At 69.3% G+C, this 22,197-nt stretch carries 24 protein-coding genes and 1 rRNA gene; 18 read left to right on the top strand and 7 right to left on the bottom strand.

Features of this window, described 5'->3' with window-relative positions; genetic code table 11:
- The first annotated feature begins 189 nt into the window (after positions 1-189).
- Both AB0M01_RS00125 and AB0M01_RS00120 read left to right on the top strand, forming a co-directional pair.
- Complete coding sequence (locus AB0M01_RS00125) at positions 190-708, top strand: sigma-70 family RNA polymerase sigma factor (protein ID WP_363664538.1); 519 nt, start codon at positions 190-192, stop codon at positions 706-708.
- A complete protein-coding gene (locus tag AB0M01_RS00120) occupies positions 701-946 on the top strand; it encodes a hypothetical protein (RefSeq protein WP_363664536.1) in 246 nt (81 codons plus the stop codon). The genes AB0M01_RS00125 and AB0M01_RS00120 overlap by 8 nt, the downstream gene beginning before the upstream one ends.
- On the opposite strand, the gene AB0M01_RS00115 is transcribed toward AB0M01_RS00120, so the two are convergent.
- Together AB0M01_RS00115 and AB0M01_RS00110 are read right to left on the bottom strand one after the other, a co-directional pair.
- Entirely contained in the window at positions 936-1,814 is an 879-nt protein-coding gene (locus tag AB0M01_RS00115; RefSeq protein WP_363664534.1) for a transglutaminase-like domain-containing protein, read from the bottom strand. The two genes, AB0M01_RS00120 and AB0M01_RS00115, sit on opposite strands and share 11 nt — an antisense overlap.
- The gene (locus AB0M01_RS00110; protein WP_363664532.1) at positions 1,811-2,629 is read right to left on the bottom strand and encodes a MerR family transcriptional regulator; all 819 of its coding nucleotides are present in this window, start codon (positions 2,627-2,629) and stop codon (positions 1,811-1,813) included. Before AB0M01_RS00110 ends, AB0M01_RS00115 begins: the two co-directional genes overlap by 4 nt.
- 122 nt (positions 2,630-2,751) lie before the next feature.
- Here AB0M01_RS00110 and AB0M01_RS00105 point away from each other — a divergent pair, with 122 nt between their 5' ends.
- Genes AB0M01_RS00105 through AB0M01_RS00090 form a run of 4 tightly spaced genes read left to right on the top strand, consistent with a single transcriptional unit; the run spans position 2,752 to position 5,134 of the window.
- Positions 2,752-3,189, top strand: a complete 438-nt coding sequence (locus AB0M01_RS00105; RefSeq protein WP_363664530.1) for a DUF3995 domain-containing protein — start codon at positions 2,752-2,754, stop codon at positions 3,187-3,189.
- Positions 3,186-3,683, top strand: a complete 498-nt coding sequence (locus tag AB0M01_RS00100) for a sigma-70 family RNA polymerase sigma factor (RefSeq protein ID WP_363664528.1) — start codon at positions 3,186-3,188, stop codon at positions 3,681-3,683. Before AB0M01_RS00105 ends, AB0M01_RS00100 begins: the two co-directional genes overlap by 4 nt.
- Complete coding sequence (locus AB0M01_RS00095) at positions 3,680-4,138, top strand: hypothetical protein (protein ID WP_363664527.1); 459 nt, start codon at positions 3,680-3,682, stop codon at positions 4,136-4,138. Before AB0M01_RS00100 ends, AB0M01_RS00095 begins: the two co-directional genes overlap by 4 nt.
- 36 nt (positions 4,139-4,174) lie before the next feature.
- A complete protein-coding gene (locus AB0M01_RS00090; protein WP_363664525.1) occupies positions 4,175-5,134 on the top strand; it encodes a DUF3800 domain-containing protein in 960 nt (319 codons plus the stop codon).
- Between the two features lie 5 nt (positions 5,135-5,139).
- Here AB0M01_RS00090 and AB0M01_RS00085 read toward each other — a convergent pair whose 3' ends face one another.
- Complete coding sequence (locus AB0M01_RS00085; RefSeq protein WP_363664523.1) at positions 5,140-5,913, bottom strand: SGNH/GDSL hydrolase family protein; 774 nt, start codon at positions 5,911-5,913, stop codon at positions 5,140-5,142.
- Positions 5,914-5,976: 63 nt separating this feature from the next.
- Complete coding sequence (gene glgX, locus AB0M01_RS00080; RefSeq protein WP_363664521.1) at positions 5,977-8,073, bottom strand: glycogen debranching protein GlgX; 2,097 nt, start codon at positions 8,071-8,073, stop codon at positions 5,977-5,979.
- A gap of 154 nt (positions 8,074-8,227) precedes the next feature.
- On the opposite strand from glgX, the gene AB0M01_RS00075 reads away from it, so the two are divergent.
- Genes AB0M01_RS00075 through AB0M01_RS00055 form a run of 5 tightly spaced genes read left to right on the top strand, consistent with a single transcriptional unit; the run spans position 8,228 to position 13,296 of the window.
- On the top strand, positions 8,228-9,517 hold the full coding sequence (locus tag AB0M01_RS00075) for an extracellular solute-binding protein (protein WP_363664520.1): 1,290 nt from the start codon (positions 8,228-8,230) through the stop codon (positions 9,515-9,517).
- Positions 9,514-10,395, top strand: a complete 882-nt coding sequence (locus AB0M01_RS00070; protein ID WP_363664518.1) for a sugar ABC transporter permease — start codon at positions 9,514-9,516, stop codon at positions 10,393-10,395. The genes AB0M01_RS00075 and AB0M01_RS00070 overlap by 4 nt, the downstream gene beginning before the upstream one ends.
- Positions 10,388-11,227: a carbohydrate ABC transporter permease gene (locus AB0M01_RS00065; protein ID WP_363664516.1), complete on the top strand. Its 840-nt coding sequence runs from the start codon at positions 10,388-10,390 to the stop codon at positions 11,225-11,227. Before AB0M01_RS00070 ends, AB0M01_RS00065 begins: the two co-directional genes overlap by 8 nt.
- A 9-nt stretch (positions 11,228-11,236) precedes the next feature.
- Complete coding sequence (locus tag AB0M01_RS00060; RefSeq protein ID WP_363664514.1) at positions 11,237-12,256, top strand: Gfo/Idh/MocA family oxidoreductase; 1,020 nt, start codon at positions 11,237-11,239, stop codon at positions 12,254-12,256.
- Complete coding sequence (locus AB0M01_RS00055) at positions 12,253-13,296, top strand: Gfo/Idh/MocA family oxidoreductase (protein ID WP_363664512.1); 1,044 nt, start codon at positions 12,253-12,255, stop codon at positions 13,294-13,296. Before AB0M01_RS00060 ends, AB0M01_RS00055 begins: the two co-directional genes overlap by 4 nt.
- Positions 13,297-13,347: 51 nt before the next feature.
- On the opposite strand, the gene AB0M01_RS00050 is transcribed toward AB0M01_RS00055, so the two are convergent.
- Entirely contained in the window at positions 13,348-13,815 is a 468-nt protein-coding gene (locus AB0M01_RS00050; protein ID WP_363664511.1) for an SRPBCC family protein, read from the bottom strand.
- Positions 13,816-13,912: 97 nt separating this feature from the next.
- On the opposite strand from AB0M01_RS00050, the gene AB0M01_RS00045 reads away from it, so the two are divergent.
- The 4 genes from AB0M01_RS00045 to AB0M01_RS00030 are packed head-to-tail and all read left to right on the top strand — an operon-like array spanning position 13,913 to position 17,496.
- A complete protein-coding gene (locus AB0M01_RS00045; protein ID WP_363664509.1) occupies positions 13,913-14,692 on the top strand; it encodes an enoyl-CoA hydratase-related protein in 780 nt (259 codons plus the stop codon).
- Positions 14,692-15,639: a methyltransferase domain-containing protein gene (locus AB0M01_RS00040; RefSeq protein WP_363664507.1), complete on the top strand. Its 948-nt coding sequence runs from the start codon at positions 14,692-14,694 to the stop codon at positions 15,637-15,639. The genes AB0M01_RS00045 and AB0M01_RS00040 overlap by 1 nt, the downstream gene beginning before the upstream one ends.
- An 11-nt stretch (positions 15,640-15,650) precedes the next feature.
- The gene (locus tag AB0M01_RS00035) at positions 15,651-16,520 is read left to right on the top strand and encodes an acyltransferase (protein WP_363664505.1); all 870 of its coding nucleotides are present in this window, start codon (positions 15,651-15,653) and stop codon (positions 16,518-16,520) included.
- Entirely contained in the window at positions 16,513-17,496 is a 984-nt protein-coding gene (locus AB0M01_RS00030; protein ID WP_363664504.1) for a hypothetical protein, read from the top strand. Before AB0M01_RS00035 ends, AB0M01_RS00030 begins: the two co-directional genes overlap by 8 nt.
- Before the next feature lie 124 nt (positions 17,497-17,620).
- On the opposite strand, the gene AB0M01_RS00025 is transcribed toward AB0M01_RS00030, so the two are convergent.
- Together AB0M01_RS00025 and AB0M01_RS00020 are read right to left on the bottom strand one after the other, a co-directional pair.
- Positions 17,621-18,883 (bottom strand): delta-60 repeat domain-containing protein, encoded by a 1,263-nt coding sequence (locus tag AB0M01_RS00025; protein WP_363664502.1) that lies wholly within the window; start codon positions 18,881-18,883, stop codon positions 17,621-17,623.
- A 137-nt stretch (positions 18,884-19,020) separates the two neighbouring features.
- Complete coding sequence (locus tag AB0M01_RS00020) at positions 19,021-19,758, bottom strand: class I SAM-dependent methyltransferase (protein WP_363664500.1); 738 nt, start codon at positions 19,756-19,758, stop codon at positions 19,021-19,023.
- Between the two features lie 106 nt (positions 19,759-19,864).
- Here AB0M01_RS00020 and AB0M01_RS00015 point away from each other — a divergent pair, with 106 nt between their 5' ends.
- The 3 genes from AB0M01_RS00015 to AB0M01_RS00005 all read left to right on the top strand — a co-directional run.
- Positions 19,865-20,647 carry an electron transfer flavoprotein subunit beta/FixA family protein gene (locus AB0M01_RS00015; RefSeq protein ID WP_363664498.1) on the top strand — a complete coding sequence of 261 codons (783 nt, stop codon included), beginning with the start codon at positions 19,865-19,867 and terminating at the stop codon, positions 20,645-20,647.
- A 14-nt stretch (positions 20,648-20,661) separates the two neighbouring features.
- Positions 20,662-21,609 (top strand): electron transfer flavoprotein subunit alpha/FixB family protein, encoded by a 948-nt coding sequence (locus AB0M01_RS00010; protein ID WP_363664497.1) that lies wholly within the window; start codon positions 20,662-20,664, stop codon positions 21,607-21,609.
- Between the two features lie 504 nt (positions 21,610-22,113).
- Positions 22,114-22,197, top strand: a 16S ribosomal RNA gene (locus AB0M01_RS00005); the annotation flags it as partial.

The raw sequence follows: 22,197 nt of genomic DNA, 5'->3' as shown, positions 1-22,197 counted from the left end.
CAGCAGACGGGGGCTCGGTGATTTCCTGAATCCTTTTCGTGCCTCGATGCCTCTGATGTGCGTGGGCCGGCAACAGCCGCCGGACCCGGACAGGAGGTTTACTCATGACCGTCGCCGCGATCGTCGCCGGTGCCGCCGTACTGGTCTGTGTCTGCACCGTCACCCTGCTCCGGAAGCGAGGTCGCACCCGTGGCTGAGGCCTGGCCCGCCGAGGACCTGGTGGTCGCCGCGCAGCGCGGCGACGTCGAGTCGATCGCGGCCGTGGTCTCGGGGTCGCACCCGCACGTCCGCCGGTTCGCAAGGTCGCTGTGCTCGACCCCGGAGGACGCCGAGGACGCGGCGCAGGAGGCCGTCCTCATCCTGTACCGCAAGATCGGGACGCTGCGGGCGACGGGTGCGCTGGCGTCGTGGATGTTCCGGATCGTCCGCAACGAGTGCCTCCGCCTCGTACGCCGGCGCCCGGAGCTGCTGCCCGACGCCCGGCTCCAGCCGTCGGCGGAGGACGACGTACTGCGACGGCTGGAGTTCGAGCGGGTCGCGCTGGCCGTCGCGGCACTCCCGGACGACCAGCGGCAGGTCCTGGTGCTGCGCGACCTGCTCGGCTGGCCCGGGCGCACGGTGGCCGACTCGCTCGGGCTCAGCACGGCGGCGATGAAGTCGCGGCTGCATCGGGCGCGGTCCGCGCTGGTGGAGGAGCTCCGTGACTGACTTCGCGAGCACGTCGTTGCCCCGGCACCTCATCCGCGGTGCCGTCGGCTTCGGGGCCCTGGTCGCCGCAGTCGCTCTGCTTCCGGTGGTCGGTCCCGTGTCGTTGCTACTGGCACCGATCGGCTTGGTCGCCCTGCGCGGATGCCCGACCTGCTGGGCGATCGGGCTCGCCCAGACCATCTCCCGAGGCCGTCTTCGCCGGGTCTGCGCCGACGGCCGCTGCACGATCAGCCGTTGACGAGCCGCTCCCGCGTCTTCAGATCCACCCGGTACGGCGCCCCGCCGGTCGGCGAGTTGACCTCGATCGTCGAGCCCGGGTGCAGATCGGGATCGCTGCGGTACCAGTCGGCGAGCTTCGCCGTGGCCGACTCGTCGCCGTTGTCGAAGGCAACGAGCAGCGCGGCGAGCTCGTCGGTCGGGGCGAGGTCCATCTCGAGGTCGTCGGCCATCGCGCCCCAGCCGTCCCAGAGCAGCAGCTCGTCGCCGTGCAGGTGGGCGGCCTGCAGGAAGACGTAGTCGCGGATGAACCAGCCGCCGCGGATGTCGAGGTCGGGGCTGACGCCGTACAGGTCGGGGTCGATCTCCCCGGCCCGATACGCCTGCCAGACCTCGGCCGCCGACCGGAACGGGCCGGCCGGGATGTCGTGCACGTCGAAGCCCCAGTGCTCGCCGGGCTCGATCTGCGCCTCGACGCGGACCCAGCGCTCGCCGTTGAAGTACTCGGCGATCACGTGGTCGTAGTTCCAGCCGGGGTTGAAGTACGACGCGAAGCCGATCCGCGTGCGGGCCGGAACACCTTGGTGCCGCAGGGCCGCGACGAGCAGCAGCGCGAAGTCGCGGCAGCAGCCCGCGACCCGGTCCTCCAGCTTGCGCGGCTCGGCCAGCGGACACCCGTTGCGCTGCTGGTCGGTTGCCAGGATCGCCTCGACCCAGCGGTTGTTCACCTCCTCGAGCCGCTCGCCGGTGAACTCGACCTCTCCGCCGCGGTAGTGGATCACCACGCTGCGGATCACCGCGGTCAGGCCGGGGATGTCGGTGGGGAGAGCGTCCAGCAGCGCGGCGTACTGGCCGGGGTCGCTGTACGGCGTCTGGTCGGCGTAGTTCATGCGGTTCCTCTGATCGGTTGGGCGATGTCGACCGCCGGGTCGGTGTCGGTGAGGTGCCGGTAGCCGGCGTGGTAGATCTCGCGGCTCGGCCCGGCGGTCGGGAGGCCGGCGTCGCGAACCCAGTCCTCGACCAGGTCGTAGGCGTGCATCACCCGCGGGTACATGCACTCCGCGCGGCTGAGCACGCAGTACGCCTCGGTGTGGGCCGGCTCGATCCGGATCCCGATCGACCCGGCCGGGTCGACCAGCCCGGTGAACGGCACGCAGATCTCGACCGTCGCCTCGCTCTCCGGGGTGACCGCGCCGTGGAAGATCACCCACGAGTCACCTGGCATCGAGGCTCCGGCCGTGGCCAGGTAGGTACGGATCTCCAGCGTCGAGGCGACGATGTTCCCGACCAGCGTCTGCTGATCGACGTCCACCCGGACCGAGGCGATCTTGGTCTCCGGTACGTCGCGCAGCAGCACCGGCCGCGGGCTCAACCCCGGCGACCCGTGCTGCAGCAGCCGGTCGCGCAGGTACAGCACGGTCGCCTGCCGCGACTCGGTGGTCGCCTGCTCGGCGGCCCACCACCGATCCAGCCGGACCAGCGCCTGCTCGTCGCTACCCGCCAGCACCTCGGCGATGGTGGCCAGCGGCATCTCCACCTGCCGGAGCATGCTGATCCGCCGGGCACGCTCGAGCTGCTCCTCGTCGTACCGGCGGTACCCGCTGGCATCGACCTGAGCCGGCGGCAGCAGCCCCGACACGTCGTACAGGCGCAAAGCCTTCTGGGAGAGCCCGGACCGGCGCCCGAACTCGCTGATGGTCAGCATGGGGGTACTCAACACCCTGCCCCAGGGGCAGAGTAAAGACCCGCTGTGAACTGAGTCACCGCAGGGAACGTTTGCCGCTGTCGCCTCCTCTTCCGGGTGTCCGACCCGAGAAGGAGACGAGCATGCTGATCAGACGAGTCGTTGCGGGGCTCCACATCGTACTGGCGCTGGCCCACGTGTACTGGGCCACCGGAGCGACCTGGCCGGCCAGCGACGAGCGGGAGATGTCGCTGGCGGTGCTGGGGATGGCGCTGGACTTCTCACCACAGGTGGTCCTCCCGCTGGCCGCGTTCCACCTGATGATCGCCTGGTGCGTACTGCGCATCGACCGCTCGCGCCTCAGCCGGCTAGTGGTCGCGGCGGTGGCACTCGGCGCCTCAGCGCGCGCACTGCTCGGCGTGGTGTGGGTCTTCACCTCCGACGCCGGACCGGCGTTCTTCTGGCTCAACCTGCTGGCCTACACCCCGGCCTGCGTCCTGCTCGCGCTCGCCGACCTGCACCTGGTCCGGGCGTCGGCGTCCCCCACTTCCACGTCCCGGGTTGAGACCATTCTGCGGTGACCGAGGACATCGGGGACCTCGTCCGGGCCGCGCAGGGCGGGGACACCGTGGCGATGAACGACCTGCTCGACCGGCTCGCGCCGTACGTCGGGCGAATCTGTGCGCCGATCGCCCTGGCCAACGCCGCCGACGCCGCGCAGGAGGCGCTGATCGCGGTCTTCCGTTCGCTGCCGGGGCTGCGGGAGCCGGAGGCGGTGTTCGGCTGGGCTCGGACGATCGCGGTGCGCGAGGCGATCAAGGTGTCGCGGGCGGCCGAGCGGCAGGTCCCTGCCGACCTGACCGAGCTCCCGGCGCGGACCGACCCGCAGACCCTCGTCGACCTGTGGGACACGCTGGCCCGGATGTCACCCGAGCACCGGGCGGTGCTGGTGCTGCGCGATCTCGAAGGCCTCGACGAGCGCGCGGTGGCCGCGCTGCTCGACGTCCCAGCAGGTACGGCGAAGTCCCGGCTGAACCGAGCCCGGGTGAGCTTCCGGAAGGCGTGGCGAGCATGAGCGACCAGTGGCCGGCCATCGAGCTGGACGACGTGCAGCGGTTCCGGGTGCTGGCAGCGGCCGTTCCCGGCGCGTCGGTGACCGAGCGGGTCGTGGACGCACCGGTGGAGCGAGTCCGTGAGCTGCTGGCTGATCCGCAGGTACTGGTCGCGATCCAGGCAGACATAGCTTCAGCCCAGCTGGTACGGCGTACTGGCGACCGCGTTGTCCTGCTGGTGCGGAGTCGCTGGGGGATGCGGGCTCGGCTGGAAGGCCAGTACCGCGCTGGCTGGTGCTGGCTGCAGAGCAGGTTCCTGGTGATCGGTATGGCGGCAGTGGCCGAACCAGGTGGAGGCACGCGGGTAGCGATGACCGGGGGAGTCCGCGTGCCCGGCCGGGCGGCGCTCGTGCCGGTAGGGGTGCGCCGGGAGAGCCGGAGAGCGTTGGACAAGCTGGAGGGCCTGCTCGGCAAATAGGTGGCGCCCGTCGGCGTCGCCGACCACCATGGGGTGATGTCCGTCGAGCCGGTCTGGTCAGGACTCGTCGAGGTCGCTTGCGACGAGTCCGGTTTCTCGGGGACCAACCTGCTCGACCCGGACACCCGGGTGTTCACCCATGCGAGTGTGCGGATCGGGCCGGGGGAGGCCCGTCGGGCGGTGGAGGAGCTGCGGGAGCGGTCGCGGTTCGTCGCGGGGGAGTACAAGTCGGCGCGGCTGTTCAAGCAGCGGCCGGCGCTGACCTGGCTGCTCGGTCCGGAGGGGCCGCTGCTCGGGCGGTCCGCCGTACAGCTGACCGACAAGTACTACCTGCTCTCCGGCCGGCTCACCGCACTCTTCACCAACGGCTTCGACTACCGGACCGGCACCAGCCTGGACCCGCACGACCCGGCGACCGCTCTGGCGCTGCACCGGCGGGGCCCGGCGCACGGCGACATCTGGTGGACGCTGCTGCAGAGCTTCATCGACCTGCTCCGCTCCAAGAACCGCACCATGTACGACGAGCGCACCGACGACTTCCTGGCGGTGGCAGCCGAGTTCACCCCGCTGGAGCCGGGCCTGCGGATCAGTCGCGCGCCGCTGGAGGCCCTGCGGGACCGGCTCTTCGACGACCGCACGCTGCTGCCGCCGCTCGAGGTGCTGATCCCCGCACTCGTCGAGACCACCCAGTACTGGTACGCCGACGGCAACGCAATCTCGATGGTCCACGACGAGCAGAGCGCGCTGACGCCGTACCGGATCGACCAGGTCGACCTGCTGATGGACCACGCGCCACTCGACTTCCGGCAGACCGACTCCCGCACCGACCCGCGGGTGCAGCTCGCCGACCTCCTGGCCGGCTCCGCCCGCCAGATCGCCACGGCGGAGCTCAACGGCCAGGGCGATCCAGCGCTGACCGCGTTGCTCAGGCCCTACCTGACTCCGCACCCCATCTGGGCGGACGCGGCGAGCTGGGCTCGGCTACGACCGCTGTAAGACGGCTACGACCGCTGCAGATGCACAGCAGGCAGCGCCGCCCGCAGTGCGTCAGCATGCTGCCGGTAGCCGAAGTTGTTCGGGTGGAAGTTGTCAGCCGCGAGCAGCCCACGCCACGGCGGCCGCGCGTACCGGGAGACCTCCGCAACCGGCAGACCACGCTCCAACGCAGCAGAGCCGATCAGCTGGTTCACGCTGGTCACGTACGGGCTGATAGCTCCGCCCACGCGCCAGAAACGGTCCGGCACGGTCAGGTCCATCACCACCGAGGAGGAGGGCAGCCGGCCGATCACCTGACGCAGGTGGTCGCGGAAACGCTTCGGCGGCGTACCGAGGACGTCGTTGGTACCGATGCCGCAGGTGACGAGCGCTGGTTGCAGCCCGTCCATCAGTGGCAGCTGGTCGTTCAGCACGTGCTTGGTCTGCGCGCCGGAACGCGACAGGTTCAGCACGCGCCACGGCGTACCGGTCGAGCGCAGCGCGCGCAGCACCTGCCCGACGTACCCGTGCTGCGGAGAGGACGCGCCAAGACCCTGGGCGGTCGAGTCACCGAGCACCACCCAGAGCGGTCCATCAGCAGCGAGCGCCTGCTCGTTCTGGCGGTTCCAGTACTCCGCGTAGGTGCGCGCCTGGACGTCGACGTACGCCACACCGTCGCACCAGCGGCGGAACGCCAGCCGCGAGCTGGAGCGGTCGGCCTCGCCCCACCGGGTCACCGCGCGGTGCAGCGCGCCGATGGGCGTGGTTCGTTCCCGGGCTTCGCGGCGCAACAAGAACATTGGTCCCCCCTCGCGTGAACAGCAGGTGACCAACGAAGATACGGCGCGAAGGTTAACAACCCGTCAGAGTGCGCGAAGCAGCACCACGCAGCGCGGCGCGAGCGGCACCCGCGCCCCTGCCTCGACCTCGGTGACACCCGACCCCGAGGTGTCCACGACGACCTCGTACCCCGGCGCCCAGGACGCGTCCGGGACGACGACCTCGCGGGCGTCGGCGGTCGCGTTGAGCACCAGCAGGAACGAGTTGTCGGTCAGAACGTTGCCCTCGGCATCGGTACCGCGGAGCGCGTCACCGGCCAGGAACATGCCGATGGTGCGCAGGTTCCCGTCGTGCCAGTCCTGCTCGGTCATCTCGCCGCCGTGCGGCGCGATCCAGGACAGGTCCTTGCGGCCGCCCGCGACCACCGGCTGCCCGGAGAAGTAGTGCCACTGCCGCAGCGCGGGGTGCGCGGCCCGCAGCGCGAGCAGCTGCTTGGTCAGCCCGAGGTGCTCCGACCAGGCCGACGGCAGCGTCCAGTCGAACCAGGAGATCTCGCTGTCCTGGCAGTAGGCGTTGTTGTTCCCGTACTGCGTCCGCCCGCACTCGTCCCCGGCCGTGATCATCGGTACGCCGGTCGACAGCACCAGCGTCGTCATCAGGTTCGCCATCTGCCGCTTCCGCAGCGCGATCACGCCGGCGTCGTCGGTCTCGCCCTCGACCCCGCAGTTCCAGGACCGGTTGTCGTCGGTGCCGTCGCGGTTGTCCTCGCGGTTCGCCTCGTTGTGCTTGTGGTCGTAGGAGACCAGGTCGCGCAGGGTGAAGCCGTCGTGCGCGGTGACGAAGTTGATCGACGCGTACGGGTAGCGCCCGTCGTCGCCGTACAGGTCGCTGGAGCCGGACAGCCGGTAGGCCAGGTCCTGCACGCCGTACGAGGAGGTGCGCCAGACGTCGCGGACCGAGTCGCGGAACTTGCCGTTCCACTCCGACCACGGCGTCCCGAAGTTGCCGACCTGGTAGCCGAACGGGCCGACGTCCCACGGCTCGGAGATCAGCTTGACCCGGCCGAGCACCGGGTCGGCGGCCACCTCGGCCAGGAACGGGTGGTCGGCGGTGTCGACCTCGTGCCGCTCGTTGCGGATCAGCGTCACGGCCAGGTCGAACCGGAAGCCGTCGACGCCCATCTCCTCGACCCAGTAGCGCAGCGAGTCCATCACCAGCCGGCGGACCTGCGGGTGCGCGGTGTTCACCGAGTTGCCGGTGCCGGTCACGTCGTAGGTGACGCCGCCGTGGGTGAGCCGGTAGTAGGCGCGGTTGTCGATCCCGCGGAAGCTCAGCGTCGGCCCGTCGAAACCGCCCTCGGCGGTGTGGTTGTAGACGACGTCGAGGATCACCTCGATGCCGGCGGCGTGGAACGCGGCGACCATCGCCTTGAACTCGGCGACCTGCTCGCCGGCCGAGCCGGCCGACGAGAACGGGCCGTGCGGGGCGAAGTAGTTCAGCGTGTTGTAGCCCCAGTAGTTCGGCAGGCCGCGGGCGGCGATCGCCGGCTCGGTGAGGAACTGGTGGATCGGCAGCAGCTCGACCGAGGTGACGCCGAGCTCGGTCAGATAGTTGATCACGGACGGGTGCGCCAGACCGGCGTACGTGCCGCGCTCGTGCTCCGGTACGTCGGGGTGCAGCTTGGTGAAGCCCTTGGTGTGCAGCTCGTAGATGACCGTCTCGCTCCACGGGACCGGGCGGCTGATCGGCGGCGGCGGAGCACCGTCCGCGACTACCACGCCGACCGGGACGTGCCCGGCCGAGTCGCCGTCGGAGGAGTCGTAGATCAGCGGGCTGGCGAAGTCGAGGTCGCCGTCGACGGCCCGGGCGTACGGGTCGAGCAGCAGCTTCGACGGGTGGAAGCGCAGACCGTGCGACGGGTCGAACGGGCCGTGCACGCGGTAGCCGTACCGCTGGCCGTGCCCGATCCCGGGCACGAACCCCGTCCAGTACTCACCCGTGTGGGCGAGGTCGAGGTTGCGCTGGGCGCCGTCCGGGCCGAGCAGCGCGAGCTCCACCCGCTCGGCGGCCGGGGCCCAGAGCGTGAACGTGGTGCCGTCGGTGTGCACCTGCGCGCCGAGCCGGACGTCCGGGTCGAGGGCAGGGCCGAGCTCGTTCGGGGCGGCGGTGGCTTCGGTCACCGGCACATTCTGCCCATGACGTGTCAAAGAGGTGTACAACGGGCAAGAGTTGTCTCTAGCGATGTTGGTAGTGTTCATGAAAGGCTGTTGTGAACACCCATGCGCACTGTTGGTAAGATTTTACCACTCGAGCCTGGAGCCGAGGAGAAAAACCATGCGAATCTCAGCCCTGGTGGCCGGCGTCGTTCTGGCCGCCACCGCACTCACCGCCTGCGGCGGCGGCTCCGGCACCGACGCCGGTGACGCCAAGGTCCCCGACGACCCCGCCCAGGTGAAGGGCGATCTGACCTACGCGATCTGGGACGTCAACCAGCAGCCCGCGATGCAGGAGCTGGTCAAGGCGTTCAACGCGAAGTACCCGAACGTGAAGGTGTCGATCTCGCTGGCCACCTTCGACCAGTACTTCACCAAGCTGAAGACCCAGGGTTCCTCGGACAACCTGCCCGACGTGTTCTGGATGAACGGCCCGAACATCCAGCTGTTCGCGTCGAACAAGCAGCTGGCCCCGCTGGACGGCCTGATCGAGGGCAAGCAGGTCGACCCGGCCAACTACCCGAAGGCGCTGGACGACCTCTACTCCTGGGACGGCAAGCAGTACGGCGTACCGAAGGACTTCGACACCATCGCCTTCTGGTACAACAAGAAATTGTTCGCGGAGGCGAAGGTCGCCGAGCCCACGGCCGACTGGACCTGGGACGACTACAAGGCCGCCGCGGCGAAGCTGAAGGCCGCGCTCGGCCCGAAGGGCATCTGGGCCAGTGGTGACGAACTGGGTAACCAGGGCAACTACTACCCGGCGATCATGAGCAACGGCGGCTACGTGATCAAGGACGGCAAGTCCGGGTACGGCGACCCGAAGTCGGTCGAGGGCCTGCAGTTCTGGTCCGACATGGTCAAGTCCGGCTACACCCCGACCGCGGCGCAGAACGCCGAGACCCCGGGCCGGGAGCGGTTCTTCAGCGGCAAGGCCGCGATGATGTGGAACGGCAACTGGCTGGTCTCGATGGCGCTCAAGTCGCCGGTCAAGAACGACCTGGCCATCCTGCCGTTGCCGAAGGCCCCGAACGGCGAGCGCAAGACGCCGATCCACGGGCTGGCCAACGTGATGAGCGCCAAGTCGAAGAACCCGCAGGCCGCGGCGGCCTTCCTGGCCTTCCTCGGCGGCAAGGACGCCGCGCTGATCCAGGCCAAGGCCGGCGCCGCCAACCCGGCGTTCAACGGCACCCAGGCCGACTTCGTGAGCTCCGCGCCGTACGCGCTGAAGACCTTCATCGACGCGGCCGCGGAGTACTCCGAGCCGTACCCGGTGAGCAAGGACACCTCGGTCTGGAACAAGCTCGAGACCGACGAGATCGCCCCGGCGTTCGGCGGTGACAAGCCGATGTCCGAGGTCGGGCCCGCGGTCGCGGCGAAGATGGACGAGGCGCTGGGCAAGGAGAAGTGAAGGCGCGGCGGGCCGACGGCGGGTGGCCCTGGCTGTTCGTCCTGCCGACCTTTCTCGGCGTCGGGGTCTTCTACCTGTGGCCGTTGCTGAAGACCCTGTACGACAGCTTCACCGAGACCGGGCCGTTCGGCGGCAGCGAGTGGGTCGGGGCCGCGAACTACACCACGCTGGTCGCCGACGGCGAGGTCTACCGGGCGATCGTGAACACGGTCGTCTACACCGCGATCGTGCTGCTCGGGATCCCGCTGGCCGTGCTGTTCGCGAGCCTGCTGAACCGTCCCGGGCTGCGCGGCGCGATGGTCTACCGGACGCTGTTCTTCCTCCCGTACGTCGCGCTGCCGACCGCGATCTCGCTGGTCTGGCGGATCATCTACAACGGCGAGTACGGCGTCCTGAACCAGGCCCTGAAGCTGGTCGGCATCGACGGTCCGTCCTGGATCACCGAGCAGTGGTTCGCGCTGGTCGCGGTCGCGCTGCTCGGGCTGTGGATGTCGATCGGTTTCAACATGATCGTGCTGTCGGCCGGCCTGAAGGGCATCCCGGGCGAGCTGTACGAGGCGGCGTCGCTGGACGGCGCTTCCCGGTTCCAGCAGTTCCGCTCGGTCACGGTGCCGCTGCTGACGCCGTCGATCTTCTTCCTGTCGGTCGTCACCACGATCGCCGGCTTCCAGCTGTTCGACCAGCTGTTCGCGCTGCTCGGGCCGACCAACCCGGTGATGCCGAAGACGCAGTCGCTGGTCTTCCTGTTCTACGACGCGGCCTTCGTCGGCAACGACCGTGGGTACGCCGCGGCCGTCGCGGTGCTGATCCTGGCCGTGGTCGGGTTGCTGACGCTGTTCCAGTTCCGTCTCCAGCGCCGGTGGGTGAGCTATGACTAAGCGCGACAACACGCAACGCCTCGGCAGCAACCGGCTCGCGCACGTCGTCCTGACGCTGGGCAGCCTGGTGATGATGTTCCCGTTCCTGTGGCAGCTGAAGATGGCGTTCTCCAGCCAGGCCGAGATCCAGTCGGTGCCGCCGGACGTGGTCCCGGCCGAGCTGGAGTGGAGCAACTTCTCCGAGGTGTTCCAGCGGCTGCCGTTCCTGGACCAGTTCTGGGTGTCGGTCGCGGTCACCGCCGGCCGGACGATCGGTCAGCTGGTGCTCTGCTCGATGGCCGGGTACGCGTTCGCCCGGATGTCGTTCCGGTTCAAGGGGCTGATGCTGGCGCTGATCCTGTCCATCCTGATGGTGCCGAGCCAGGTGTACCTGATCCCGCAGTACCAGATCATCCGGTCGCTGGGCTGGCTGGACTCGGTCCAGGGGATCATCGCGCCGGGCATCTTCAGTGCCTTCGGCACCTTCTTGATGATGCAGTTCTTCCGGACCGTCCCGGCCGAGCTGGAGGAGGCGGCCCGGCTGGACGGCTGCAACCCGTGGCAGACGTTCTGGAAGGTCGTGCTGCCGGTCGCCAAGCCGGGCCTGATCTCGCTGGCGATCATCACGGTGCTCGCATCGTGGGCAGATCTGCTGTGGCCGTTGGTCATTGCGACAAGTCCTGACAAAATGCCGTTGTCGGTCGGACTGGCCACCCTGGCCGGCTACCAGGGCACGATCTCGCCCGGCGTTCTGATGGCCGCCGCGCTGATGGCGATGGCCCCCGTCCTGATCCTCTTCGTCGTACTGCAGCGTCGCGTCGTCGAAGGTATTGCCTTCTCCGGTCTCAAGTAAGGAAAGCTGATGGTTGATCTCACCGGCCTGACGGTCGGAATGGTGGGCGCGGGCAACATCGCCCACGTCCACGTCGAGGCCTGGAAGGCGCTCGGCGCGCGCGTCCTGGTCCACTCCGTCGACGGCGCCGACGAGCTGGCGGCCGAGTACGGGCTGGAGGTCGCGGGCACGCTCGACGAACTGCTGGCCGCGGTCGAGTTCGTCGACATCGTCACCCCGTCGGCGACCCACCACGAGGTCACGCTGGCCGCGATCAAGGCCGGCCGTGACGTCATCTGCGAGAAGCCGCTGACGCTGACCGCCGCGGCGTCGCACGAGCTGTCCACGGCCGCGGCCGCTGCCGGTGTGAAGCTCTACCCGGCGCACGTGGTCCGCTTCTTCCCGGCGTACCAGGCCGCGTACGAGGCGGTGCGGGCGGGCCGGATCGGCCAGGTCGCCGTGGCGCGCTTCTCCCGGCAGGCGAGCTCGCCGGCCGGTAAGGGCTGGTACCGCGACGTCGCCCGCTCCGGCGGCGTGATCATGGACCTGATGGTCCACGACCTCGACCAGGCCCGCTGGCTGTGCGGCGAGGTCGAGAGCGTGTACGCCGTGCAGAGCCCGCCGTCGGTCGACGGGATCTCCCCGGTCAACGTCGCGGCGCACGTGACGCTGACCCACTCCGGCGGCGCGATCAGCCACCTGCGCGCGACCTGGGGAGCCCCCGGGACACCGTTCAAGACCACCTTCGCGATCGCCGGCGCGACCGGCCAGTTGCACTTCTCGTCGGCCGACGACAGCGGGTACGCCGAGGAGTTGCAGGGCGGCGGATCGACCGGCGATCTGCTGATCCCCGCGAACACGCTCGGCGAGAGCCCGTACCTGACCCAGTTGCGCGAGTTCGCCGTCGCCCTGCGCGGCGGGGCGGAGCCGCGCGTCGACGCCGCGGACGGCGCGGCGGCGGTCTACCTGGCCGAAGCCGCCCGGGCCTCGATGGAGACCGGGCGCACGATCGACATGAAGAGCTTCGACCCGGCGGGAGTGGCCCGATGAGCCTCAAGGTTGCGATCGCTTCGTTCGCGCACACGCACGCGTCGTCGTACTGCTCGCTGCTGGCCGGCCTGCCGGACGTCGAGGTGCTGTCGTCCGACCCGGACGGCGCCTCCGCGCCCGACGCCGGCCCGCGCGGTGCGGCGTTCGCGGCCGACCACAGCATCGCCTACGTCGACTCGTACGACGAACTGTTCGCCTGGGGCCCGGACGCGGTGGTGGTGACGAGCGAGAACGCGCTGCACCGGCCGCTGGTCGAGCGGGCCGCGGCCGCCGGTGCGCACGTGCTCTGCGAGAAGCCGCTGGCCACCGAGGTCGCTGACGGCGAGGCGATGCTGGCTGCCTGTGCGGACGCTGGGACGATCCTGATGGTTGCCTACCCGGTGCGCTTCGCGCCGTCGTACGGGCGGCTGCGGGCATCGGTCGAGGCGGGACGGCTCGGCGACGTGTTCGCTGTGCTGGGGACCAACAACGGGAAGATCCCGTACGACCAGCGCCAGTGGTTCACCGATGCGAAGCTCGCCGGTGGGGGAGCGCTGGTCGACCACACCGTCCACTGCGCCGACCTGATCGACGGCCTGACCGGTGGGGTCGAGGCGGCGCGTGTGCACGCGGCCGCAAACCACGTGCTGCACCAGGACAAGGACGTGGCGGTCGAGACCGGCGGTCTGGTCACCATCACGTACGCCAACGGGTTGCTGGCCACCATCGACTGCTCCTGGAGCATGCCGGACAACGGCCCGACCTGGGGTGGCGTGACGCTGCAGGTGACCGGCACCAACGGGTCGGTGGAGATCGCGCCGTTCGAGGAGCACGTCGGTGGCACCGACCTGTCGGGTGAGGTCTACCTGGGCATCGGCGGCAACCTGGACGCCGCGATGGTCGGGGAGTTCCTCTCGGCGGTCCGCGCCTCCGGCCCGGCGGTCGCCGGGCAGCAGCCGGCCGTCGTACCGCAGCCGGACGGAGCGGTCGGTCTGCGCACCCTCCGGATCGTCGACGCGGCCCGCCGCTCGGTAGCGGCCGGCCAGCCCGTCGACCTCTGACCACCTCGGGGCGGAGGTGGACGCGGGGTGGGAGCTTGGCTCCCACCCCGCTCAGTTCTTGACCACCGCGGCGGCCAGGTTGCCCAGCGAGTCCTCGAGCTGGTCCTGGCCGACCAGGGGGAACGTCACCTTCTGCAGGATCTCCCGATCGGTCACCTTGGACCAGTCGTAGGTCAGCGTGACCTCGGTGTCGCCGGCGTCGAGCGCCTTGAGTTCCCAGACCCACTGCCAGCCGGGCGGCTCGGTGCCCGCCGGAGCGGTCTGCCAAGCGACCAGGTGGTTCGGGTCGTACCCGACGACGGTGTTGTCCGTCTGGTACTCACCGCCCATGTGGTCCCCGGTCATGTTCATCCGGAAGACCTGCCCGCTGCCGGTGATCCGGTTCGACTTCTCGTCACTGACCACGAACCCGGAGCCGTCCAGCTCGGCGTGCCGCTCGGGATTGGTCAGGACGTCGAAGAGATCCTTCGTCGAGGCGTTGATCGTGCGGGTCACGGTGATGGTCTTGTCGTCACTCATGGCCACCCGGTGCCCGGTGCGGATGATCGGAATCGTCGTCCGGTACGGTGCCGTGGATGTGACCCGCGGGTAGTACCACGACTGGAGGAGCGAGGCGATGGGCGAGTTCGTCAACCTGACGGTGGCCGACGGGGTCGGCACGATCCGGCTGGACCGGCCGAAGATGAACGCGCTGAACGTCCAGGTCCAGGAGGAGATCCGGGCCGCCGCCGAGGAAGCGGCCGCCGACGACGCGGTGCGCGCGGTGGTGATCTACGGCGGCGAGAAGGTGTTCGCCGCCGGTGCGGACATCAAGGAGATGGCGGACATGTCGTACGCCGACATGGTCCGCCGCTCCGGCCCGCTGCAGTCGTCGCTGTCCGCGGTCGCCGCGATCCCGAAGCCGACGGTGGCCGCGATCACCGGGTACGCGCTCGGCGGCGGCTGCGAGCTCGCCCTGTGCGCCGACTACCGGATCGCCGCCGACGACGCCAAGCTCGGCCAGCCGGAGATCCTGCTCGGGATCATCCCCGGCGCCGGCGGCACCCAGCGGCTGTCCCGCCTGGTCGGCCCGTCGAAGGCCAAGGACCTGATCTACACCGGCCGCTTCGTCGACGCGGCCGAGTCGCTGGCGATCGGCCTGGTCGACAAGGTCGTCCCGGCTGCTGAGGTCTACACCGCCGCTGTCGCCTGGGCCGCGCAGTTCTCCGTGGCCGCCGCGCTGGCGCTGCGCGCGGCGAAGGAGTCGATCGACGCCGGGCTCGGCGTCGACCTGCACACCGGGCTGGAGATCGAGCGCCAGCAGTTCGCCGGGCTGTTCGCCACCGAGGACCGCGCGATCGGGATGAAGTCCTTCGTCGAGAACGGCCCTGGTAAGGCCGAGTTCAAGGGAATCTGATGACCACTTCCGCCGAAAAGCCCGCTGCCACCGCCGAAGAGGTCGAGGCGGCCTGGAACGACAACAAGCTCGCCCAGGTGCTCTACCACGACTGGGAAGCTTCGACGTACGACGAGAAGTGGTCGATCTCGTACGACGAACGCTGCGTCAGCTACGCCAAGGACCGCTTCACCGCGATCGCCGGCGACCAGGGCTGGCCGTACGGCAAGTCCCTCGAGATCGGCGCCGGCACCGGCTTCTTCACGCTCAACCTGAAGCTGGCCGGCGTCCTGGCCGAGGCGCACGTCACCGACCTGTCCCCGGGCATGGTCGAGGCGGCCAAGAAGAACGCGGCCACGCTCGGCTTCGAGGTCGAGGGCAAGGTCGCCGACGCCGAGAAGCTCCCGTACGACGACGACACCTTCGACCTGGTGATCGGGCACGCGGTGATCCACCACATCCCCGACGTCGAGCTGGCGTTCCGCGAGATGCTGCGGGTGCTCAAGCCGGGCGGCCGGTTCGTGATCTGCGGCGAACCGACCCGGTACGGCGACTTCGTGGCCCGGCGGCTGTCCCGGTTCACCTGGTGGGCGACCACGAACCTGACCAAGCTGCCGGCGCTGTCGGACTGGCGGCGTCCGCAGGCCGAGCTCGACGAGTCCTCGCGCGCGGCCGCGCTCGAGGCGGTCGTGGACCTGCACACCTTCGATCCCGACACGCTGGCCCGGACGGCCACGCGGGCCGGTGCGGTCGAGGTGAGGACGGTGACCGAGGAGCTGACCGCCGCGTGGGTCGGCTGGCCGATCCGGACCTTCGAGGCCGCCGTACCGGAGCAGAAGCTCGGGTTCGGGTGGCGGATGTTCGCGTACAAGTCGTGGCTGCAGCTGTCGAAGGTCGACAAGGTGCTCGCGCAGGTTGTCCCCGACGAGTTGTACTACAACGTGTCCATCACCGGCGTCGCGGAGTAGATACTGGCCTGATGCGGTTGCTGTCGTACTCGAACCTGCGCTGGGTGGTCCGCCACCGGGCGTGGACGCCGTACTACCTGAAGCGCTACTGGCGGTTCGCCTGGTTCAAGCTGCGGCACCCGCAGGTGGTCACCGAGGGGTTCGTCTTCCTCGGCAAGAAGCTGGAGATCGTCGCCCGGCCGGGCCACGGCCGGATCGTGCTCGGCAAGTGGGTGCACCTGGGCGACGAGACCCGGCTGCGCGCGCACGAGGGCACGCTGCGGATCGGCGACAAGGTGGTCTTCGCCCGCGACGTCACGGTGAACTGCTACCTGGACGTCGAGATCGGCGCCTCCACGCTGATCGCGGACTGGACCTACATCTGCGACTTCGACCACAAGACCGACGACCTCGACCTGCCGATCAAGGACCAGGGCCTGGTCAAGTCGCCGGTCCGGATCGGCCCGGACTGCTGGCTGGCCACCAAGGTCACCGTCACCCGCGGCACCGACATCGGCCGCGGCGCGGTGGTCGGCGCCAACAGTGTTGCCCGAGGCAACATTCCGGAGTACGCGGTGGCGGTCGGCGTACCGGCTGTCGTGGTGCGCGACCGGGTCAGCCGGTACGCCGCTGACGCGGAGCGGCGGGCCTACCTGGACGGGCTGGCGCGGGAGAACGAGCAGACGGCGGCGCGGTTGCGGGCTGGGATGAGTGGTACGGAAGGTACCGGTGGTGCGGAAATCCCGCCCGTACGCGGCGTGGCGGGTGGTGTGGACGGTACCGGGGTGGGTAACCGTACTGCTACGGCTGGTGAACCGGAGGACGCCGAGGGGTTCTCAAGTTACTCACCAGTCGGGCAGTATGTCCCGGAAGTCGTCGGAGAGGAGCCCCCGCGTGGTTGACCAGACAGGCGCCGCACGCCTGTCCACGGACGCGGTGACTTCTGCTGCCGACGTACGGACGGCGCTCGACCAGGCGGCGGCCGACGGCTCGATCACGCAGGCCCGCTACCGCGCGGTCGACCCGGTGCCGATCGTGACGGACGGGCCCGGCGTCGCTACGTTGGACAGTACGGACCAGCGCCCGCTGGGCGTACGGCGGCGGTTGTCGCCCCGCCCGGTCCCGGGCAACCGGCGGAAGCGGCCGCCGGCACAGGTGGCGGACGAGGAACCGACCCCGGCTGAGGAGATGGACGACGTGGGTACTCACGACGACAAGGCGGCCAAGGCCGCCGACGCCGAGCAGGCGAAGCCGGGCGCCGATCCCGGCAGCTCCGGCAGCTCCGGTACAGGTGATTCGGGCACGGGTGGTGCGGACGCCGGCGGTTCGGGCGTGACGGCGACCAAGACCAAACCGCAGACCGCGGCCGAGATCGTCGCCGCGCAGAAGGCCCGCGAGGCCGAGGCGGCGGCGAAGGCGGCCGCGCCGAAGGCCGACGACACCGCGGCGACGTCGGTGATCACCCGGCAGACCGGTGCCTCGGGCAACAAGCCGGGGGAGAACCCGCTGGCTGCGGCGCGGAAGGCGCGCGAGTCCTCCTCGTCGTCCTCGGCTTCGGGCAAGGGCCGCGCGGCGATGTCGACCGTCGGCTCCGGCGTGAAGCGCCTGCGCAACCTGATCGCCTCGCTGGTCTGGCTGCTCGCCGTACTGGCGGCGGCGGTGCTTGCCCTGGGCGCGCTGTTCACCGCGCTCGACCAGGCCAACCAGAGCAACGAGATCGTCCGCTGGGTGCTCGAGCGCGGCCACGACCTGGTCGGCCCGTTCAAGGACCTGTTCCGGCTGGAGACCGCGAAGAACACCCTGCTGGTGAACTGGGGGATCGCCGCGCTGGTCTACCTGATCGTCGGCAAGATCATCGAGCGCTTCGTCCGCCCCTGACCCCACCAGCACCTTTCAAGTACCGACCACCGATCGGTGGTCGGCACTTGAGCGTCGCACCGGCAGTTTCAAGTACCGACCCTCGATCGATGGCCGGTACTCGAAAGCTGCTTGGCCGGTAGTCCTACGGCAGCGGCAGGAACGCCAGCCGCTCGTGCGTCTCGCCACCGATGTGGGTGGTGTCCGACCCGACCCAGAGCCCGGCCGCGGTGAGCAGCAGGTCGTACCCACCGACGCCACGGTCCTTGGTCGGGTTCCACGAGTACGCGAGCCCGTGGTTCGGGTTCAGCGAGGCGATCCCCGGCCGCGACACCGCCCCCGGTCCGGCGAAGTCCGATCCGCCCGGGTTGTTCATCCAGCGCTGGTGCCCCTGCACGTACACGGCGGCCCGGGTGACCTGCACCGAGAGCAACGTGTCGCCACCGGTGTAGTTGGCCCACACCGGGTACGTCGTACGGGAGTCGTTGGCGTTCCAGCGGGAGGCGGAGTCGCAGAGCCGCGTCTTGTCGTTCGGGAACCCGCCACCCGTCGTGACGATCACGAAGAACGCGCCGTCGGGGGAGAAGTCGACGTCCCGGGTCCAGGTCGGGTGCGCGCTGTTGCAGGGCTTGTCGAACAGCGGGGAGTACCAGCCGCTGACGGTCGCCTTGGTGCCGAGGTTGATCAGCGCCGCGCGCTGCCGGGCCTGGCCGCCGATCGATGTGAAGGTGCCGACGATCGCGAGCCGGGTGCCGGCCGGGTTGGCAGCGAACCGGAACACCTTGGTCTGACCGGCCAGCTCGCTCTGCGGCTTCCCGGTGATCGCGAGGTTGATGTAGCCGGTGTCTCCGCCGGTCGCCGGGTTCACCGCGACCAGCTTCTTGGCGAAGGTTCCGCCCATGATCAGCCGGCCCTTGACGATCGCCAGGTCGGTGACCGAGCCGCTCAGCTTCGCGTTGAACGCGGGGTCGACGGCGCCGGTGTACGGGTTGAGCTTCACGACGCCGGTGCGGGCGACACCGTTCACGGAGTTGAAGTAGCCGCCGACCCACAGCGACTTGCCGTCGGTGGCCAGCGCCCAGACCTCGGAGTTGAAGGTGGCCTTGAACGCCGTCAGCCCGCCGGAGACCGGGTTGAACCCGAACAGCCGGTTGCGCGCGATGGTGGCGCTGTTGTTGTACGGCTTGACGCTGCTGAACTGCCCGCCGGCGAACATGATGCCGCCGAGCTGGAGCATCTTGTAGACCGCGCCGTCCTGCACCCGCGGGGTGAGGTCGGACGGGTTCGGTGACACGACGACGGTGTGCACCACCGGCGAACCGGCGGCCGGGCCGCCCGTGAAGACGGCCGCGAGTGCCGTCGCGCCGGCGGCGACCACGGCAGCGCCCACCAGCAAGAGTTTCTTCATGTGCTCTGGTCCCCCCACGGGATCTCGGCGGGCGCCACCAGGCGACCGCGGGTAGCAGACTGTGACACACAGAAAGATGCGTCAGGAAGAGCCGTGGTTGTGGAAGACCGGCCGGTGTCCCAGATCGTGACCTTTGGTCACTCCGCGTGGTTGTCCGGTCTCCGCGCGACGACCACCAGGTCCAGACACTCGTCGAGTCCGTCACGGCGCAGCTCGAAGTCGGTGTGACGGGTCCCGGTGACCAGCTCCACCAACCCGTCGTCCCACTGCGCGTACTCGGTCTCCAGCTGCCTCCGAACGCAGTCGCCGTACTGCGACTCCCACGCTCCGAGGCGTTCTCCGTGGTGCAGCCCGAGCACGTCGGTGATCTCCAGCTCGGGCTGGACGAGCGCTACCAGCTCGTCCGCCGTCAGCTCCCGCGTGTGGTACCAGTTGCCCGGCGGAAAGGTCAGCCGGTTGGGCGTCGTGAGCACGAGTGTCCCTTCCGGCACGAGGATCCGCGCGCACTCGGCGACGAACCGCGGCTGCTCCCACAGGTGCTCGATCGTCTGCAGACTGGTGACGAGTCCGAAGCTCTCGTCGGCGAACCCGGTCTGCACGAGATTGCCCTGGACCAGATTGAGCTGTGGATAAGCCTTCGCGGCGTGCCGGATGCTCGTACCTTCATAGTCGAGACCGAACACCTGCCGCGCGCCGCCGGCCCGCAGCAGCTCAGCGCCGTACCCCTCGCCGCACCCGGCGTCGAGGACCCGGCCGTTCGGCCTCGCCCAGTCCACGATCCAGCGGTAGGCCGCCTCGTGGCGCGCGAACCAGTAGTTCTCGTGCCAGATCCCCGGAGCGGTCCGCTCGCCGGTTAGAGGTAACGTCTCGGTCACCGAGCCAGCGTAACTGTGATGGGACTCGCACACGTCTTATGTTTCTCGTGAGTAACATCCGTGGCAGGCTGGGAGAGACCGTTAACCAGAAGGGGTCCCACACGCTATGAAGATCGTCGTCTGCGCGAAGTTCGTGCCGGATGCCACCGCGGACCGCCGCTTCCGCTCCGAGGACAACACGGTGGACCGCGCCGGTGTCGACGGGCTGCTGTCCGAGCTGGACGAGTACGCCGTCGAGACCGCGCTCACCGTCAAGGAGAACGGCGACGCCGAGGTGACCGTGCTCACGGTCGGGCCGGAGCAGGCCGCCGACGCCGTGAAGAAGGGTCTGCAGATGGGCGCCGACGCCGGCGTCCACGTCATCGACGACGCGATCCACGGCTCCGACGCCGTGGCGACCTCGCTGATCCTGGCCAAGGCGCTGGGCAAGCTCGAGGCCGACCTGGTCGTGTTCGGGATGGGCTCCACCGACGGTGGCATGGGTGTCGTCCCGGCGATGGTGGCCGAGCGGCTCGGCCTGCCGGCCGTCACGCTCGGCTCCGAGGTGACCGTCGACGGGTCCACGGTGAAGATCCGCCGTGACGGCGACACCGCCAGCGACACCGTCGAGGGCACGCTGCCACTGGTGCTGAGCGTCAGCGACCAGGCCAACGAGCCGCGGTACCCGTCGTTCAAGGGCATCATGGCGGCGAAGAAGAAGCCGGTCGAGACCTGGTCGCTGGCCGACCTGGAGCTGTCCGGCGACCAGGTGGGCCAGGCGTCGGCCTGGACCGAGGTCACCGAGGTGACCGCCCGTCCGGCGCGCACGGCCGGCACGATCGTCGCCGACGAGGACGGCAGCGGCGCTGCCCAGCTCGTCGAGTTCCTGTCCACCAACAAGTTCCTCTGAGGAGCGACCCGAATATGTCGAACGTTCTCGTTCTCGTCGACCACACCGGCGGCACGGTCCGCAAGACCACCGCGGAGCTCCTCACCATCGCCCGCCGCCTCGGCGAGCCGGTCGCGGTCTACATCGGCGAGGGAGTCCAGGACGCCCTCCCGGCCCTCGGCCAGTACGGCGCCACCAAGGTGATCGCGCTGACCGACCCGGAGCTCTCGCAGTACCTGGTCGCCCCGAAGGCGGAGGCGCTGCAGCAGGTCGCCGCCAAGGTGGAGCCGGCCGCGATCCTGATCTCGTCCAGTGCGGAGGGCAAGGAGATCGCTGCCCGGCTGGCGGTCAAGCTCGAGTCCGGCCTGATCACCGACGCCGTCGACGTGCAGGAGGGCCCGGTGACCACCCAGTCCGTGTTCGCCGGCAACTACACGGTCCAGGCCAAGGTCACCCACGGCACCCCGATCATCACGGTGAAGCCGAACGCGGCCACCCCCGAGGCGGCCGAGACCTCGCCGGAGGTGGAGGAGTTCGACGTGACGATCTCCGACGCCGCCAAGACCGCGCGGATCACCGACTCCAAGCCCCGGGAGGCCACCGGCCGGCCGGAGCTCACCGAGGCCGCGATCATCGTCTCCGGCGGCCGGGGGACCGGTGGCGACTTCGGTCCCGTCGAAGCCTTCGCGGACTCCCTGGGCGCAGCTGTAGGCGCTTCCAGGGCCGCTGTGGACTCCGGGTGGTACCCGCACGCCTACCAGGTGGGCCAGACCGGCAAGACGGTGTCCCCGCAGCTGTACGTGGCGGCAGGCATCTCCGGCGCGATCCAGCACCGGGCCGGCATGCAGACCTCGAAGACCATCGTCGCGATCAACAAGGACGAGGAAGCGCCGATCTTCGAGCTGGTCGACTTCGGGGTGGTGGGGGACCTGCACAAGGTGCTCCCGACCGCCACCGAAGAGGTCACCAAGCGCAAGTCCTGACCTGCGCGGGGCCCGTCAGTACCCCTCCTGGCGGGCCCCAACCCCCCGATTTGCATCTTCACCGTGAATGTCAGTAATGTTCTTCTTGTTGGAGCGAGTGCGGGACGCGAAAGCGGCCGGTCGCTCCGGACTCCCTGAAGGTTCCTGGTAGCCGAGACGCGCCTCGCGCGGGTTTGGGCCGCTGAGTCACGCAGGGAACTGGATCGAAAAGGGCCGATTTGACCGGGCCTGGACGAAACAGTAAAGTTTGGCGGGTTGCCCCGGAGCTTCGGATGAAAGTCTGAGAGCGCGGTGTGCGTCCGATTCTTGAGAACTCAACAGCGTGCCGAAAGTCAATGCCGAAATTTAGCATTAACCCCCATTCACAGGCCATGGTTCATGGTTTTGTGATTGGATTCCTTTGTAATTTTTCTGGATTCAAGTCAGTTTGATTTGTTTCTGATTGCAATGGATCGTTTTTCGTTTGTCTGTTATCCACGGCTTGCCGTGGTTGACATATAGATTTCAACGGAGAGTTTGATCCTGGCTCAGGACGAACGCTGGCGGCGTGCTTAACACATGCAAGTCGAGCGGTAAGGCCCTTCGGGG

It is taken from the genome of Kribbella sp. NPDC051770 (genome assembly GCF_040681455.1).
Lineage (GTDB): Bacteria > Actinomycetota > Actinomycetes > Propionibacteriales > Kribbellaceae > Kribbella.
This window is presented reverse-complemented; position numbering and strand designations above follow the sequence as displayed.